Origin of the sequence: Streptomyces sp. DvalAA-43 (assembly GCF_900091725.1) — a bacterium.
Classification (GTDB): Bacteria; Actinomycetota; Actinomycetes; order Streptomycetales; family Streptomycetaceae; genus Streptomyces; species Streptomyces pulveraceus.
In genome coordinates, this window is sequence record NZ_FMBW01000094.1 from 185,909 (window position 1) to 201,913 (window position 16,005).

At 71.9% G+C, this 16,005-nt stretch carries 12 protein-coding genes; all 12 read right to left on the minus strand.

The window, feature by feature from the left end; all coding sequences use genetic code 11:
- Positions 1-49: 49 nt before the first annotated feature.
- Positions 50-1,081 carry a sugar phosphate isomerase/epimerase family protein gene (locus GA0115234_RS39315; protein ID WP_093551382.1) on the minus strand — a complete coding sequence of 344 codons (1,032 nt, stop codon included), beginning with the start codon at positions 1,079-1,081 and terminating at the stop codon, positions 50-52.
- A gap of 30 nt (positions 1,082-1,111) precedes the next feature.
- A complete protein-coding gene (locus tag GA0115234_RS39320) occupies positions 1,112-2,518 on the minus strand; it encodes a nucleotide pyrophosphatase/phosphodiesterase family protein (RefSeq protein ID WP_176729400.1) in 1,407 nt (468 codons plus the stop codon).
- A complete protein-coding gene (gene eboE, locus GA0115234_RS39325) occupies positions 2,515-3,690 on the minus strand; it encodes a metabolite traffic protein EboE (RefSeq protein WP_093551384.1) in 1,176 nt (391 codons plus the stop codon). Before eboE ends, GA0115234_RS39320 begins: the two co-directional genes overlap by 4 nt.
- A gap of 4 nt (positions 3,691-3,694) precedes the next feature.
- A complete protein-coding gene (locus GA0115234_RS39330; protein ID WP_093551386.1) occupies positions 3,695-4,543 on the minus strand; it encodes a TatD family hydrolase in 849 nt (282 codons plus the stop codon).
- Complete coding sequence (locus GA0115234_RS39335) at positions 4,543-5,205, minus strand: EboA domain-containing protein (protein ID WP_093551388.1); 663 nt, start codon at positions 5,203-5,205, stop codon at positions 4,543-4,545. Before GA0115234_RS39335 ends, GA0115234_RS39330 begins: the two co-directional genes overlap by 1 nt.
- A gap of 21 nt (positions 5,206-5,226) precedes the next feature.
- Entirely contained in the window at positions 5,227-6,114 is an 888-nt protein-coding gene (locus tag GA0115234_RS39340) for a sugar phosphate isomerase/epimerase family protein (RefSeq protein ID WP_093551391.1), read from the minus strand.
- The gene (locus GA0115234_RS39345; protein ID WP_093551393.1) at positions 6,111-7,247 is read right to left on the minus strand and encodes an SCO3242 family prenyltransferase; all 1,137 of its coding nucleotides are present in this window, start codon (positions 7,245-7,247) and stop codon (positions 6,111-6,113) included. The genes GA0115234_RS39340 and GA0115234_RS39345 overlap by 4 nt, the downstream gene beginning before the upstream one ends.
- Positions 7,244-8,362 carry an inositol-3-phosphate synthase gene (locus tag GA0115234_RS39350; RefSeq protein WP_093551395.1) on the minus strand — a complete coding sequence of 373 codons (1,119 nt, stop codon included), beginning with the start codon at positions 8,360-8,362 and terminating at the stop codon, positions 7,244-7,246. Before GA0115234_RS39350 ends, GA0115234_RS39345 begins: the two co-directional genes overlap by 4 nt.
- 131 nt (positions 8,363-8,493) lie before the next feature.
- A complete protein-coding gene (locus tag GA0115234_RS39355) occupies positions 8,494-12,219 on the minus strand; it encodes a ThuA domain-containing protein (RefSeq protein ID WP_093551397.1) in 3,726 nt (1,241 codons plus the stop codon).
- A gap of 351 nt (positions 12,220-12,570) precedes the next feature.
- A complete protein-coding gene (locus GA0115234_RS39360; RefSeq protein ID WP_093551399.1) occupies positions 12,571-13,575 on the minus strand; it encodes a sugar phosphate isomerase/epimerase family protein in 1,005 nt (334 codons plus the stop codon).
- A gap of 12 nt (positions 13,576-13,587) precedes the next feature.
- A complete protein-coding gene (locus tag GA0115234_RS39365; RefSeq protein WP_093551401.1) occupies positions 13,588-14,823 on the minus strand; it encodes a Gfo/Idh/MocA family protein in 1,236 nt (411 codons plus the stop codon).
- A 72-nt stretch (positions 14,824-14,895) separates the two neighbouring features.
- Positions 14,896-15,933, minus strand: coding sequence for a substrate-binding domain-containing protein (locus GA0115234_RS39370; protein WP_093551403.1), 1,038 nt, complete (start codon positions 15,931-15,933; stop codon positions 14,896-14,898).
- Positions 15,934-16,005 lie beyond the last annotated feature (72 nt).

Sequence of the window (16,005 nt, forward strand, 5' to 3'; positions counted from 1 at the left end):
CCCCTGGAAAGCGCCCCTCTGCGGGGAGGACCGTCGTGCGTGCGGTGGGTCAGCAGCCCTTCCGGCGCAGGGTGTGCAGGTAGGCGGCCGAGCGACGGGCCGTGGTGAAGGAGTCCACGATCGGCTGGTCGTGCTCCACCTGCCAGTGGTGGTCGCGGCGTCCGCCGTGGGTCCTGGTGACGGTGTCCAGGAACTTCTTGTAGTCGATGTCGCCGTCCCCGACGTCCACCATGCGGTAGCCGTCGCGGGCGGCGGTGTCGTGCTCGCCGTCCTTGACGTGGAAGAGCGGGTAGCGGTCGGGCTGCTTCAGTACGTAGTGCAGCGGGTCGAAGGTGTCGGGGGTGCCGTCGGCCCGCTTGCCGAAGCGGAACTGGCCGACGTACGCCCAGTAGATGTCCATCTCCAGGAAGACCAGGTCGGGGTCGGTCTCGGCGAGCAGCACGTCGTAGAGGCGGACGTCGGGCCGGTCGGTGGCGAAGGAGAACTCCTCGGCGTGGTTGTGCTGGTAGAACTTCATGCCGCGTGCCCTGGCCGCGGCGCCGTAGGTGTTGAAGTCCGCGGCGGCGCGCTTCCAGGCGTCGACCGTCGATCCGTAGCGGAACGGCCCCGAGGCGGTGCCGATGTGCTTGAGGCCGAGGGCCTGGGCGTCGTCGAGCACCTTGGTGAGGTTCTGCGCGAAGGTGTAGGCGTTCGTGTTGTTGTCGTCGTAGTAACCGACGTGGCTGCCTATGCCCTTGAGTCCGTGGTCGCGGGTGAGCCGCTTGAGCTGGGCGAGGGTGAGGGCACCGGCCGAGCCCTGGGTGTAGCCGGCGTACTCGACCTCGTCGTAGCCGTACGCCTCCAGTTCGGCGAAGACCTTGTCGAAGCCGAGGGTCGAGACCTTGTCGCGGAGGGTGTAGAGCTGGATTCCGAGGCGGCCGGGCGGGAGCAGCGGGTCGCCGTGGGGCCTGCCCTGGGCGGTGGCGGCCGGGGCGGCGGCGCCGAGGAGGGCGGCTGCGGTGGCTCCGGCGGCGACACCGAGCAGGGAGCGCCGGCTGAGCTTGTGGGCGAGTTCGGCGTCGACGGGGGTGCGGCGGCTCATGGGGGAACTCCTTCTGGGGGCGGGACGTTGTCAGTGCAGTCCGGCGAGCTTGAGAAGCAAGGACTTCACTTCGGTGGCCCGGACGGGGCCGGTGAACGCGTGGGGGGTGGAGCACAGGATGAGCGGACCTTCTTCGTCGCTCCGCGGAAGGCGGCCGTGGCTGCCGCGAATAGGTGACGGGTCCAGGGGCACGACCGCCATGCGGTAGCGCATGCCGAGCTTCTTGCGGGCGACGGCCGCGGCCGCCTTGACCCGGACGTACGGGTCCTGGGGGTCCAGGAAGAGTTCGACGGGGTCGTAGCCGGGTTTGCGGTGGATCTCGACGAGCTGCGCGAAGTCGGGCGCGCGGGCGTCGTCGAGCCAGTAGTAGTACGTGAACCAGGCGTCCGGGTCCGCGACGGCGACCAGCTCGCCGGAGCGCGGGTGGTCCAGGCCGTGTGCCTTCTTGCCCTCGTCGTCGAGGAGCTGCTCGATGCCCTGGAGGTCCCGGAGGGCTTCGCGGGTGGCTTCGAGGTCCTCGGGGCGGCGTACGTAGATGTGGGCGAGCTGGTGGTCGGCGACGGCGAAGGCACGGGAGGCCATCGGGTCGAGGTACTCCATGCCGTCCTGGGTGTGGACCTCCAGGAGGCCGGCACGGCGCAGGGCCCGGTTGATGTCGACGGGCCGGTCGACGCGGGTGATGCCGTATTCGGAGAGGGCGACGACGGTGCGGCCCTCGCGGCGGGCGTCGTCCAGGAGGGGGGCCATCGCGCGGTCGAGTTCGGCCGCGGCCCGGTGGGAGCGCGGGTCGTCGGGGCCGTAGCGCTGGAGGTCGTAGTCGAGGTGCGGGAGGTAGCACAGGGCGAGGTCGGGGTGGCGGGTGCCGAGGATGTGCCGGGTCGCGTCGATGATCCACTGCGAGGAGACGAGGTCGGCGCCGGGGCCCCAGAAGTGGAAGAGGGGGAACGTGCCGAATTTGTCGGTGAGTTCGTCGTGCAGGGCGGCCGGCCGGGTGTAGCAGTCGGGCTCCTTGCGGCCGTCCGCGTAGTAGACGGGGCGCGGGGTGACGGTGATGTCGGTGTCGGCGCCCATCGCGTACCACCAGCAGATGTTGGCGACGGTGTATCCGGGGTGGGCGCGGCGGGCGGCGTCCCAGAGTTTGTCGCCCTCGACCAGTCCGTTGTGCTGGCGCCAGAGCAGGATGTCGCCGAGCTCGCGGAAGTACCAGCCGTTGGCGACGATGCCGTGCTCGGCGGGGGTGGTGCCGGTGAGGAAGGTGGACTGGGCGGCGCAGGTGACGGCGGGGAGGACGGTGCCGAGCGGGGCGTGGGTGCCGGACTGCCCCAGGGCCTTGAGGTGCGGCATGTGGTCGAGGAGCCGCGGGGTGAGGCCGACGACGTCGACGACGAGGAGAGGGGTGGGTGTCAGGGGCTCGGTGGGCTGTTCGGCCGGGGTCACGGGAGCTCCTTGAGGCCGAGGTCGACCAGGAGGTCGCGGGCGAGGGTGAGTTCGGCGGCGATGCCGTCGGCGAGCTGGGTGCGGGTACGGGGGCGCAGCGCGGCCGGGAGCGCCTGCCAGGTGTAGGTCTCGACCTCCAGGTGCCTGGTGAGGGGCTGTGCGCCGCCCACCAGCCGGGTCAGCGCGGTGCGGAGCACGGGAAGGGTGGAGGTGAGCGGTGGTGCGGGGGGTGCGTGCAGGGGGACGTGGAAGTGGGCGCGCCAGGGGGCGCCGTCCGGCAGGGCCCGGCCGGTGACGGCCTCGTCGAGGTCGTCGGTGCCGCGCAGTCCGGCGGCGGTGCCGGTGCGGGTCTGGTGCAGGAAGCGGGGCTCGGCGAAGGCGGCGAGCGCGGTGCGGACCTCGGGGAGGTGGGGGTGTTCGGCGTGCAGGGCGGCGGAGAGCTGCGCCTTGGCGATCGGGATTCCCGCCTTGCCGAGTGCGTCGACGGCGGCGTCGGGGTCCTCGAAGGAGGTGGCCAGGTGGCAGGTGTCGATGCAGATGCCGATGCGGGGGTGTCCGACGGCGGTGAGGGGTGCGATGGCGTCGGCGGTGGTCTCGACCGTGCAGCCCGGTTCGGGTTCGAGGCCGATGCGGATGGACTTGCCGGTGAGCTCGGCGAGGGCGTCGAGCCGTTCGCCGAGGGTGGTGAGCGCGGTGTGGGCCGTGCGGGCCGCTTCCGGGTCCGTGTCGAAGGGGGTGCGCCAGGCGATCGGGAGGGTGGAGATGGTTCCTTCGGTGACGTCGTCGGGGAGCAGTCCGGCCAGGAGCCGGGCGAGGTCGGTGGTGTGGGCGAGCCGCTCGGGATCCGTCCAGTCCGGCTTGTACACCCGGTACTTGACCTCGTCGGCGCCGAAGCCCTCGTACGGGAAGCCGTTGAGGGTGACGACCTCCAGGCCGCGGCGGTCCAGTTCGGCGCGCAGGGACCGCAGCTCGGCCGGGTCGTTGACCAGGGTGCGGGCCGCGTCCCGGGCGAGCCAGAGGCCGATGCCGAGCCGGTCGCGGCCGAGGCGTCTGCGGACGGGTTCGCAGTGGTCGCGCAGTTGGGCGCGGACGCCGTCGAGCGCCTCGGCGGGGTGGACGTTGGTGCAGTACGCGAGGTGGACGGTGGAGCCGTCGGGGTGGCGGAAGCGCATCGCCTCACTCCCCGCCGCGCAGGATGGAGTTGCCTTCGTGGAGCGGTTCGGGTTCGGCGATGCCGAGCTGGAGCCGGCCGCTCTGCCCGTAGAAGGCGACGGGGTTGCGCCAGAGCACCCGGTCGACGTCGTCGTCGTCGAATCCGGCGGCGAGCATCGCGTCGCCGACCCTGCGGGTCTTGAGCGGATCGCTTCTGCCCCAGTCGGCGGCCGAGTTGACCAGGACCTTCTCGGTGCCGTGGGTCCTGAGGATCGCGACCATGCGGTCCTCGTCCATCTTGGTGTCGGGGTAGATGGAGAATCCGGCCCAGCAGCCGCTGTCCAGGGCGTCCCGCACGGTGGTCTCGTTGAGGTGGTCGAGCACGACGCGTTCCGGGGCCAGGTGGGATTCGCGGATGACGTCGAGGGTGCGGTGCAGTCCGGCGAGTTTGTCGCGGTGCGGGGTGTGCACGAGGGCGGGCAGGCCGTGGTCGGCGGCGAGCTGGAGCTGGGTGGCCAGGGCGGTGTCCTCGGCCGGGGTCATGGAGTCGTAGCCGATCTCGCCGACGGCGACGACGGAGTCCTTGACGAGATAGCGGGGCAGGGCGTCCAGGACGGGGGTGCAGCGGGGGTCGTTGGCCTCCTTGGGGTTGAGGGCGAGCGTGCAGTGGTGGGCGATGCCGTACTGGGCGGCGCGGAAGGGTTCCCAGCCGAGCAGGGCGTCGAAGTAGTCGAAGAAGCTGGCGGGCGAGGTGCGGGGCTGGCCGAGCCAGAAGGAGGGTTCCACCAGGGCGCGGACCCCCGCGTCGTACATCGACTGGTAGTCGTCCGTGGTGCGGGAGGTCATGTGGATGTGCGGGTCGAAGATGCGCATCAGGACTCCTCCGTGGGGGCTGCGCCGGGGGTGGTGAGTTCGAGGACGCGGGCGAGATCGGCGGGGACGCCGCGGCCCGCGGCGATGCGCTCGGCCGCGAAGTCGCCGAGCATGCGGGCGAGTTCGGCGTCGCCGCAGGCGCGTCGGGCAAGTCCGTCGACGGCGGCGACGGGGACCTCGGTGAAGAGGCACTTGAGAACGGCGTGGCGCCATTGGTGCGGATCGAGATGCGTGGCGGCGTACGGGCCGACGGCCGCGGCGATCAGCCGGGTGTCATTGGTGCGCAGGGCGTCCTCGACGAGCGGAAGGGCGGTGGGGCCGGGCTCCAGCCGGTGCAGGGTGAGCAGGACGGCACGCCGCTCGGCGGCGGTGCCCTGCTCGTACAGCCTGGTCAGGGCGGGCAGCGCGGCTCGGGCCTCGACGAGGAGCAGAGCGCGTACGGAGTCGGCGTGTTCGAGTCCGCAGTGCCGGCCGGCCGCGGCGTACCGCAGTTCCCACGGCGGGGCGGCGTACGGTCCGCCGGGCGGTTCGGTCTCCTGGTGGACGGCGGCGTGCTCCGCCTCGGCCAGGGCCTCGTCGAGCCAGGCGCGCGCGGCTCCGCCGAGCCGTGCGTCGAGCTCCTTGCGGGTCAGCAGCGGGGGGTTCGTCGGGGACATCGGCATGACGTCTCTCCCTTCGGCGGTTCAGCGGCTCGACGGACTGTGCTGCGACGGGCTGTGGCTGGACGGACCGTGCTTGCGGAGGAACTCGATGGAGGTACGGGCGAGTTCGGGTCCGGCGTGGGAGTGGCGGGGCAGTTCGACGACCGTCAGACCGCCGTAGCCGGTGTCCGAGAGGGTGTCGAGTGCGTCGAGCACGGGCGGGAAGTCGATCTCGCCCTCGCCGAACGGGAGGTGCTCGTGGACGCCGCGGCGCATGTCCTCGATCTGGACGTGGCGCAGCCAGGGGGCGGCGTCGCGGACGCAGTCGGCGGGCGCGGCGGGCTCCAGGCACTGGCAGTGGCCGATGTCGAGGGTGAGCCCGAGCGGTGGCGGATCTCCGCTGAGGACGCGGAGATGATGGAAGTCGGCGAGGTCGGCCAGGAGGTGTCCGGGCTCGGGTTCGATGGCGAGGGGGATGCCGGAGCGGTCGGCGGCCTCCAGGACCGGGGCGAGGGAGCCGGTGAGCCGCTGCCAGGCGGTGTCGGGGGTGGTGTCCGGCGGGGTGATGCCGCTGAAGCAGTGCACGGCGTGGGCGCCGAGGTCGGCGGCGATGCCGACGGCCCGGACGAGCAGCCGGGTGCGGGCGGCGCGGGCCTCCGGGTCCGGATCGAGGAGGGACGGGCCGTGCTTGCGGCGCGGGTCGAGGACGTAACGGGCGCCGGTCTCGACGGTCACGCCGAGCCCCAGCTCCCGGAGCCGGGACGCCACGCGGGCGGTGCGGGCGGCGAGGTCCGGGGCGAGGGGGTCGAGGTGCATGTGGTCGAGGGTCAGGCCGACGCCGTCGTAGCCGAGGTCGGCGAGGAGCCCGAGGGCGTCGTCCAGGCGGAGGTCGGTGAGCCCGTTGGTGCCGTAGCCGTAGCGGATCGTCATGTCGGGCTCACCTTCCGGGAGAGGGCGCGGGCGATCGGTACGAGTGCCATGACGGCGAGTCCGGTGCCGACCGCTCCCGCGCGGGCGGCGAGGGCGGCCTGGAGCGGGATCATCGCCCGGATGCCGCCGCCGACGGCGCGCTGGGTGAGCGGCGGGGACGGGTTCAGCGCGGCATGGAGGAGGGGGACGGCCGCGGTCCGGAGGTAGGAGCCGGTGAGCGCGGTGCGTACGAGACCGGGGGCGGTGGCGGCGAGGGGCTCCGGCGCGTCGTGCGTGGGGCCGGGGTTCGGCCGGTGCGGCTCGCCCCGACCGCCGAGGTCCCGGTGTGCGTCCGTCCCCCGGTCTCCGCGCCGCCCGCGCTGCTCGTGGACCGCCGCCGCGCCCAGGGCGGCGACGGCGCCGAGCGCGGCGAGTGGCGCGGCGGTGGATCCGCCGTGCGCCTCGTGCCGGGAGACGGCGGTGACGGCGTAGGTGTGCGCGCCGAGCAGGACGGCGGCCGGCAGGACGCCGCGTACGCCCCCGGTCGTGGCCGGACCCGAGCCGAGGGCGGCTCCCGGCCCCGAAGCGGATCCCCGACCGGAGGCGGCCCCCCTCCCCGAGGCGGGACCCCTCACAGGCGCGGGACCCTTCACAGGCACGAGTACGGGCCCCGGCCCCGTCGCCCGCCCCGTCGCCCCGCCAGCGGCCACCCCGGTGGCAGCCGCCCCGAGCAGCAGGTCGAGCCCGCGCGCCGCCGCCATCGCCGCCGGGCCGGCCGGGGTGTGCTTCAGCCGGAGGTCGTACGCCCACACGGTCGCCGCCAGCCCCGTCGCGACCGCGAGGGCCGGGCGGCCGGCCCGTGCGGCGAGTCCCAGCCCCGCGGCCGTCAGCGCGCCCGCTGCCGCGAGGGCCGCGCCGGGTGCGATCCGGCCCGAGGGAATGGGCCGGTGCGGGCGGTCGATGGCGTCCTCGTCGCGGTCGGCCCAGTCGTTGAGCGCCATGCCCGCCTCGTACAGGCAGAGCGAGGCGCCGACGGCGAGCACGGTTCCGCGGTCGGGGCGCCGGCCGCTCGCCGCCGCCCCGGCGAGTGCGTCGCCGGGGACGGTGAAGAGCGCGGAGACGCGGAGCAGCTCCGCCCAGGCACGTGCCGTCACCGGTCCCCCCGCAGCGTCCCGGCGAAGGCGAGCAGCGCCATGTACTGCTCGAAGAGCGCGGCCGGGCCGCCGTCCGGGTCCTTGAAGTAGAAGCCGAGCTGGGGCAGCGGGCCGCTCATGCCCTGCTCGTGGGCGCGGGCCACCAGCCTGACGAGGTCGAGGACCAGGGGCGCGGCCAGTGCGGAGTCGCAGCCCTGCCAGGTGGTCTGGAGCACCATCCGTGCGCCGAGGAATCCGTCGAACGCGATGTGGTCCCAGGCGGTCTTCCAGTCGCCGAGGGCCGGTACGTCGTCGATGTGGACCTCGCCCTCGGGGGCGGTGCCCAGGGTGTCTGCGAGAACGCGTTCCTTCCCGGCGTTCTTGGCGGCGGCCGCGCCCGGGTCGGCCAGCGCCGCCCCGTCGCCGCCGCCCAGCAGATTGGTGCCCGACCAGGCCCGTACGGGGAGGGCGCGCTGCACGAACATCGGGGCGAGTACGGAGCGGAGCAGCGTCTGGCCCGTCTTGCCGTCGCGGCCCGCGTGAGGAAGTCCGCAGGCCGCGACGGCGTCCTGGAGTGCGGGGGTGCGCAGCCCGGTGGAGGGGGTGAAGTTGATGTAGGGGCAGCCGGCCCGCAGTGCCGCCGCCGCGTAGAGCGAGCTGGCGGGCAGCCTCGGATCGCCGGGGGCCGGTACGGGTTCCGTGGAGGCCACGTTGATGACGACCGTCCTGGCGAGGCCGTTGCGGTGTCCGAAGTCGGTGAGGTCGGCGGCGAACGCGGTGATGAGTTCCTCGTCGTCGCGGGTGTCGCCGGGCAGCGGGCCGCCGGGCCGGATCTCCGCGTCCGCGGCGGCGAGTTCGGCGTGCACCGCGGAGGGCAGATCGTGCGGCAGCACTCCACCGGCCGCCAGTGCCTCGGCCCGCTTGGGCAGTGGGCAGCCCGCGGTGTCGTGTCCGCCGAAGACCAGTGAGGTGAGTGCGGGCAGCCCGCTGTCGGTGAAGGGCGGGGTCTCGGTGACCATGCCTGCCGCCGGGTGGAGCCCTGCCGCGACCGCCGCGCACCCCGCGGTTGCGGTGGTGGCGACGGAGCCGCGTGCTCCGATGAACCAGACTCCGGTACGTACGGCGGGTGCTGACACGGGCTGCCTCCCTGGCTGGGGGTGCGGGCTGGGCGGAGCGGGTGGCGCTGTACGAGAGGGGACGGGGTCGGCCGGGGACGGCGGGCGGGGCGTTGTGCTCTCCCCCGCCCGCCGTCCCCGCGGTGGGTGTCCTAGGCCGAGGGCAGTTCCTTCAGCTGGATGTTGCGGAAGGAGACATGGTCGTCGGCGCTGTGGTTCTGGAGGCCGATGTAGCCGTTCTTCAGGCTCCGTACCGGATCGGTGTTGGTGAAGTCGTTGATCTTCACTCCGTTGAGGAAGACCTGGAGGCGTTCGCCCCGGACCTTGATCTCGTAGCTGTTCCACTGGCCGGGCGGGCGCAGGACCTGGTCACGGGCCTTGGCGTTCGCGGCCTTGAAGGTGTAGATCGATCCCGTGGTGCGGTCGGGTGCGTCGCTGGCGTCGATCTGGATCTCGTAGCCGTTGTTCACCGCGGACCAGGGGTCGTCGGACTCCGGGAAGCCGACGAAGATGCCGGAGTTGTCGTCGCCCTGCATCTTCCAGTCGAGCTTGAGCGAGTAGGAGCCCAGTTCCTTGGCCTGGTAGGTGAGCAGGCCCATGCCGCCCTGGGAGCGGAGTTCACCGTCGACGACGTCGAACTTCCCGGGGCCCGCCTGCTTCCAGCCTTCGAGCGTCTTGCCGTTGAAGATCGACCGGTAGCCGGTGTCGGGCTTGCAGTCGGCCTTCACCTGGCCGGCCGCGTACCGCATGCCGCCGAGGAGCAGCTTGCGGAAGTCCGGTTCGGCGTAGGACTCCTTGGTGTGGCCGAGGCCGGTGTAGAAGGAGCGGCCGCCCTGGTAGGTCTGGCACCAGGTGATGGGGTGGTCGCCCTTCATGGTGCCGCCGGTGTAGGTCGTCTCGTCGAGTGTGGCGAGGATCTTGGCCTGGCCTCGCGGATTGGTGCGGTAGTTGTACCACTCGTCGGTGCGGTTCCACTCGTCGGCGAGGCCTGCGGTGGCCGGATGCCTGTGGTCCTCGACGCGGACGGTGGCGGGCTGGATGGCGGGGTGCGAGGAGAAGTACGCCCCGACGAGTCCGCCGTAGAACGCCCAGTCGTACTCGGTGTCCGCCGCCGCGTGGACGCCCATGTAGCCGCCGCCGGTGGCCACGTAGTTCTCGAAGGCCTTCTGCTGGTCGGCGTTGAGCACGTCACCGGTCGTCGAGAGGAAGACGACGGCGTCGTAGCGGGCCAGGTTGCTGGTGGTGAACTGGCCGGCCGTCTCCGTGGCGTCGACGGTGATGTTGCTGTCCTTGCCAAGTTCCTTGAGCGCCGCGATGCCGTCGGGGATCGCGTCGTGGCGGAAGCCGGCGGTCTTCGAGAAGACCAGGATCCGCTTGGCGGTCTTGTCGGGGGCACTGTTGGACAGCTCGAAGTCGTCGATGTCGTAGAGCGCTCCCGCGCCTCCCTTGAAGACCAGGAAGAGTTCGGTGGACTTCTTCGGGACGCCGCGCAGGGGTACGTCGATGTCCTGGAAGTTGTCCCAGGCGCCGGTCACCGGTACGGGCGCGGAGCCGAGGATCTTGCCGGTCGCCGAGCCGGTCCGCACTTCGAGGAAGCCGCCGGCACCGCCGGAGGAGATCCGTGCGGTCAGCTTGGTGGAGCCGGTGAGGAGGTACGGCTTGAAGGAGATCCAGTCGTCGTTGTGGATGTCGCCGACCGTCTTGCCGCCGTGGGCGGTCGCCTTGTTCTGCGGGGCGACGCCGTGGGAGTCGCTGTAGTGCTCGGCCTGCCGGTGGCGCGGCTGGAGTTCGGCCTGGTCGTGGCCGGACAGGGCGGCCTGGCCGCCTCCCCCGCCGTCCGTGTAGGAGGCGTCGATGACGCCGAAGATGTTGGCGTTGGGGTCGTGTCCGCCGTCCATCTCCGTCTTGATGGTGCCGGTGCAGCCGTGTGCCGAGGTGATGGGGTGGCCGTGGCTGTCGTGCCCGAGGATGAAGCGGACCTCGATCTTCGAGCAGTCGATGGTGCCGTCCTCGGGGTCGGTGACGGTCACCTTGAACGGGATCTCGTCGCCGAAGGAGAACAGCTGCCCGTCACCGGGGAGCTCCAGCTTCACCACCGGAGCGGTGTTGCCGACCGTCACGTGGACGTTGGCCGAGCCCTTGCGGCCGGTGGGGTCCGTGGCGGTGACGGTGGCGGTGTAGGTGCCGTTCTTCTTGTACGTGTACGTGGGGTTGGCGGCGGTCGATGTGCCGCCGTCGCCGAAGTCCCAGCTGTAGCCGAGCGTGTCGCCGTCGGCGTCGGTGGTTCCGGCCGAGGAGAAGGCGACCTTGAGGGGTGCGGTGCCCGAGGTCTTGTTGGCGCTGGCCTCGGCGATCGGGGAGCGTCCGCCGGTGGCGTTCTCGATGCGGTAGAGCGCCGAGTTCTGGTCGCCGCCGAAGTAGCCGGTGCCGTAGTCCAGGACGTACAGCGCGCCGTCGGGGCCGAACGTCATGTCCATCACCTGGGTGCCCGACCACGGGAAGGCGTTGATGGACTTCACCGTGCCGTCGGTGTCCTGGTCGATGCGCTTGATCCAGCGCCGGCCGAACTCACCGGCGAAGAAGTTGCCGTCGTAGGCCTCGGGGAACTTCACCGGCGAGTCGAGGTCTGCGTCGTAGTGGTAGACGGGTCCGCCCATCGGGGACTCGGAGCCGGTGCCGAACTCGGGTACCGATCCGCCGTCGTACGGGATCCAGGCGGGCTGGGCCGGCGGCAGGTCGACCAGCCCGGTGTTGTACCGGGAGGTGTTCTTGGGTGCGGCGCAGTCGAAGGTCTCGCCGGAGGTCTTCGTCGCGAAGTCGTAGGCGACGAAGGGGTCGTTCTTGCCGGTGCAGAACGGCCAGCCGAAGTTGCCGGCCTCGGTGACGCGGGCGAATTCGACCTGGCCGCCGGGTCCGCGCTTGGGGTCGGCCGCACCGGCGTCGGGCCCGTAGTCACCGACGTACACGATGCCGGTGGGCTTGTCGACGGTGAAACGGAAGGGGTTGCGGAAGCCCATCGCGTAGATCTCGGGGCGGGTCTTGTCCGTGCCCGGGGCGAAGAGGTTGCCCCCGGGGACGGTGTAGGTGCCGTCGTCGGCGACCTTGATGCGGAGGATCTTGCCGCGCAGGTCGTTGGTGTTGCCCGAGGTGCGGCGGGCGTCGAACGCGGGGTTGCGGTCGGGCCGGTCGTCGATCGGGGTGTAGCCGTCGGAGGCGAACGGGTTGGAGTCGTCGCCGGTCGACAGGTACAGGTTGCCCTGCGCGTCGAAGTCGATGTCGCCGCCGACGTGGCAGCAGATGCCGCGCGAGGTCGGGATGTCGAGGACCTTCTTCTCGCTGGCGGTGTCGAGCGTGCCGTCCTCCTTGAGGACGAAGCGCGAGAGCCGGTTCACTCCGTCGAACTTGGCGAAGTCGGCGGCGGTGCCGTTCTCGGGGGCGTCGCCGGACGGGGTGTCCAGCGGGGGCGCGTAGTAGAGGTAGATCGCCCGGTTCTTGCTGAAGTCCGGGTCGACACCGACGCCCTGGAGGCCTTCCTCGTCGTGGGAGTAGACGGGGAGGACACCGGCGAGCGTGGTGTCGCCGCCACTGTCGGTGAGCCACAGCTCGCCGCCGCGCGCGGTGTGCAGGACGCTGCGGTCGGGGAGCACCGCCAGGGTCATGGGCTCGCCGGTCTCGGCCACGCCCTTGGCGAGGGTGACCTGCTGGAATTCCTCGGCCGCCGCGTCGGCGGCGGCCGGCGCGGGCGGCCCCGCCGCCGCGCCGGGCGTGGCGCCCAGGGCCAGGGTGGCAGCGGCGAGCAGGCCGCCGGTGAGCAGGGCGAGGGATTTACGGACGCGGAGCCGTGTTCTGCTCCTGTTTCCGGTCGGTTTTCTGTGCACGAGTGTCCTCCGGAGAGTGCCGGTTGTACGGGCGGGGTGCTGCCGTGCCGTGCTGCGCGGGGACTGCCGCGCGGGTCGTCCGGGGTGTGTGGGACACCGGCGACCCGGGTCATGTCATGTACACAATGCGGACCGTAGACCTGTTCGTCCAGGACGGAAAGCCCTTGCGCACCGGTCCGCTCGAACTTCTTCCTGCGCCAGGACAAAGCGGATGGGCAGGGGTGGGCGCGGGGCGGCCACGAAGCCCGCCGCCCCGGCCCGGACCGGGGACACCGTCCCCGGCGGGAGACCGTCAGCCCCCTCCTCGGAACCCAGTCCCGGGTGGGAGACCGTCAGTCCCCGCCCCGGAATTCAGTCCCCGCCCCCGAACGCCGCGTCGAACGACGCCGTCGGCGGCTCGAAGTCGTACCGCTTCAGCGTGGCGAGCGCCTCCGGCGCCCCAGCCAGCCGGTCCATCCCCGCGTCCTCCCATTCCACGGAGACCGGCCCGTCGTAGCCGATGGACCGGAGCATCCGGAAGACGTCCTCCCAGGGCACGTCGCCGTGACCGGCCGAGACGAAGTCCCAGCCGCGCCGCGGATCGCCCCAGGCCAGATGCGAGCCGAGCCGGCCGTTGCGGCCGTCCAGGCGCTTGCGCGCTTCCTTGCAGTCCACGTGGTAGATCCGGTCCCGGAAGTCGTACAGGAAGTTGACCGGGTCCAGGTCCTGCCAGACGAAGTGGCTCGGGTCGAAGTTCAGCCCGAAGGCCGCCCGGTGGCCCACGGCCTCCAGCGCGCGGTGCGTGGTCCAGTAGTCGTACGCGATCTCGCTGGGGTGCACCTCATGGGCGAACCGCACGCCCTCCGCGTCGAAGACGTCCAGGATCGGGTTCCAGCGCTCGGCGAAGTCCTCGTAGCCGCGCTCGATCATGTGCGGCGGAACCGGTGGGAACATCGCGACCAGGTGCCAGATCGAGGAGCCGGTGAAGCCGATGACGGTGCGCACCCCGAAGGCGGCGGCCGCGCGGGCGGTGTCCTTGAGCTCCTCGGCGGCCCGGCGGCGGACCCCTTCGGGCTCGCCGTCGCCCCAGATCCGCGCGGGCAGGATCCCCTGGTGCCGCTCGTCGATCGGGTCGTCGCAGACGGCCTGGCCGACCAGGTGGTTGGAGATCGCCCAGCACTTCAGTCCGTACCTGTCCAGCAGCTGCCGCCGGCTGTCCAGATAGCCGGGGTCGGCCAACGCCTTGTCGACCTCGAAGTGGTCGCCCCAGCAGGCGAGTTCGAGCCCGTCGTAACCGAAGTCCCGGGCGAGGCGGCAGACCTCCTCCAGCGGCAGGTCGGCCCATTGGCCGGTGAAGAGTGTGAAGGGACGGGGCATGGGCGGGACCTCCTAGAGAACCACGGGGGTGTGTACGGAGTTCTTCTCGGCGCTCTCCTCCACCGCGGCCAGCACCCGCTGCACCTGGAGCCCGTCGGCGAACGACGGTGCGGGAGCGGTCCCTTCGGCGATGGTGCGGACCAGGTCGCGGGCCTGGTGGACGAAGGTGTGCTCGTAACCGAGGGCGTGGCCCGGCGGCCACCACGCCTCCAGGTAGGGGTGCTGGGGTTCGGTGACGAGGACGCGCCGGAACCCCGCGGTGGCGGCGGGTTCGGTGTGGTCGTGGAAGGACAGTTCGTTGAGCCGTTCCAGGTCGAAGGCGAGCGATCCGCGCTCCCCGTTGATCTCCAGCCGCAGCGCGTTCTTCCGTCCGGCCGCCATCCGGGTCGCCTCGAACGAGGCCAGCGCGCCGGAGGCGAGACGGCCGGTGAACAGCGCCGCGTCGTCGACGGTCACCGCTCCTCTCGCACCCGTGTCCGCCGCGCCGGAGAGCCCGGCCGACGGGCCCGCGAGCCGGGGCCGTTCGCGTACGAAGGTCTCGCTGACCGCCGACACCCCGACCAGCGGCTCCCCCGCCAGATACTGGGCCAGGTCGACGATGTGCGCGCCCAGGTCGCCGAGCGCGCCCGAGCCCGCGCGTTCCCGCTCCAGCCGCCAGGTGAGCGGCGATTCGGGGTCCACGAGCCAGTCCTGGAGGTAGGCGGCGCGGACATGCCGCAGGGGGCCGAGGCGTCCCTCGGCGATCAGCTGCCGGGCGTAGGCGATCGCGGGCACCCTGCGGTAGTTGAAGCCCACCATCGCGACCTGGCCGCGGGCCGCCGCGCGCGCGGCGGCGGCGGTCATCGCCTCGGCCTCGGCCACCGTGTTGGCGAGCGGCTTCTCGCACAGCACGTGCTTGCCCGCCTCCAGGGCGGCGATGGCGATCTCGGCGTGGCTGTCGCCGGGGGTGCAGATGTCGACGAGTTGCACATCGTCCCGGGCGATGAGGGCGCGCCAGTCGGTCTCGGCCGCCGCCCAGCCGTGGCGGGCGGCCGCCGCGTCGACCGCCGCCCGGTCCCGTCCGCAGACCGCGGCGAGAGCCGGTCTCATCGGCAGGTCGAAGACGTGTCCCGCGGTGCGCCAGCCCTGTGAGTGGGCGGCGCCCATGAACGCGTATCCGACCATGCCGACTCCGAGCACCGGCACGCTCGTCGGCCGGTGCGTCGGCGGCGCTGCGGCCTCCTGATCCGTCTCTTCCCTACGGGCCATCCGGGCTTCCTCCTCGTCGGTCGTTCGATGGGTGCGGCGGGAGGGTCGGTCAGCACCCTCCCGCGGGGTGGATCAGCTGAAGCCCGTCGGCAGGTACTGGTCGATGTTCTCCTTGGTGACCACGGCCGAGTAGAGGGTGATACTGGTCGGGATCTCCAGCTCGGCCAGGCCGCCGACGCCCTTGCCCTGGGCCAGCGCGCGGGCCAGGTCGATGGCGGACGCGGCCATCGTCGGCGGGTAGAGCACGGTGGCCTTCAGCACACTGTTACCGGCCTTGATGGCGTCCATCGCGGACTTGGCCCCGGCGCCGCCGACCATCAGGAACTCGTCCCGGCCGGCCTGCTGGATGGCGCGCAGCGCGCCCACGCCCTGGTCGTCGTCGTGGTTCCACACCGCGTCGATCTTCTTCTGCGCCTGGAGGAGCTGGGCCATCTTCGCCTGGCCCGACTCGACGGTGAAATCAGCTGCCTGACGGGCCACCAGCTCGATGTTGGAGTAGTTCTTCAGCGCGTCGGCGAAGCCCTGGCTGCGCTGCTTGGTGAGCTCCAGGTTGTCGATGCCCGCCAGCTCGACGACCTTGGCGCCCGTCTTGCCCTTGAGCTGTTCGCCGATGTACGTGCCGGCGTTGAGGCCCATGCCGTAGTTGTCGCCGCCGACCCAGCAGCGGTAGGCCTGCGGGGAGGCGAAGACCCGGTCGAGGTTGACGACGGGGATGCCCGCCCGCATGGCCTCCAGCCCGACCTGGGTGAGCGCCTTGCCGTCGGCCGGGAGGATGACGAGGACATCGACCTTCTTGTTGATGAGGGTCTTGACCTGGCCGATCTGGGCGGCGGTGTCATTGGAGCCCTCGGTGGTCTCCAGTGTCACCTCGGAGTACGTGGCCGCCCGCGACTTGGCGTTCTCGTTGATGGCGTTGAGCCAGCCGTGGTCGGCCTGCGGACCCGCGAAGCCGATGGTGACGGGCTTGCCGGGCTTGTTGTCGGCGGCGGCTCCGGTGCTCTTGGCGGTGTCCTCGGTCTTGGGGTCGTTGCTGGTACAGGCGGTGAGGAGGGCGCCCGCGGAGACGGCCGCGGTGCCGAAGAGCAGTCGTCTGCGGCTGGTTTCTGGCATGGCTGTCGAACCCTTCATCCGGTGCGTGACATGTCACATGGGGCGAACGGGGCGGTCGGTGGGATGTGGAGC

What these genes read in the sequence shown, in the direction of transcription:
- GA0115234_RS39315 (WP_093551382.1), bottom strand. Translation starts at nt 1,081, where the DNA reads ATGAGCCGCCGCACCCCCGTCGACGCCGAACTCGCCCACAAGCTCAGC.
- eboE (WP_093551384.1), bottom strand. Translation starts at nt 3,690, where the DNA reads ATGCGCTTCCGCCACCCCGACGGCTCCACCGTCCACCTCGCGTACTGC.
- GA0115234_RS39330 (WP_093551386.1), bottom strand. Translation starts at nt 4,543, where the DNA reads ATGCGCATCTTCGACCCGCACATCCACATGACCTCCCGCACCACGGAC.
- GA0115234_RS39335 (WP_093551388.1), bottom strand. Translation starts at nt 5,205, where the DNA reads ATGCCGATGTCCCCGACGAACCCCCCGCTGCTGACCCGCAAGGAGCTC.
- GA0115234_RS39340 (WP_093551391.1), bottom strand. Translation starts at nt 6,114, where the DNA reads ATGACGATCCGCTACGGCTACGGCACCAACGGGCTCACCGACCTCCGC.
- GA0115234_RS39360 (WP_093551399.1), bottom strand. Translation starts at nt 13,575, where the DNA reads ATGCCCCGTCCCTTCACACTCTTCACCGGCCAATGGGCCGACCTGCCG.
- GA0115234_RS39365 (WP_093551401.1), bottom strand. Translation starts at nt 14,823, where the DNA reads ATGGCCCGTAGGGAAGAGACGGATCAGGAGGCCGCAGCGCCGCCGACG.
- GA0115234_RS39370 (WP_093551403.1), bottom strand. Translation starts at nt 15,933, where the DNA reads ATGCCAGAAACCAGCCGCAGACGACTGCTCTTCGGCACCGCGGCCGTC.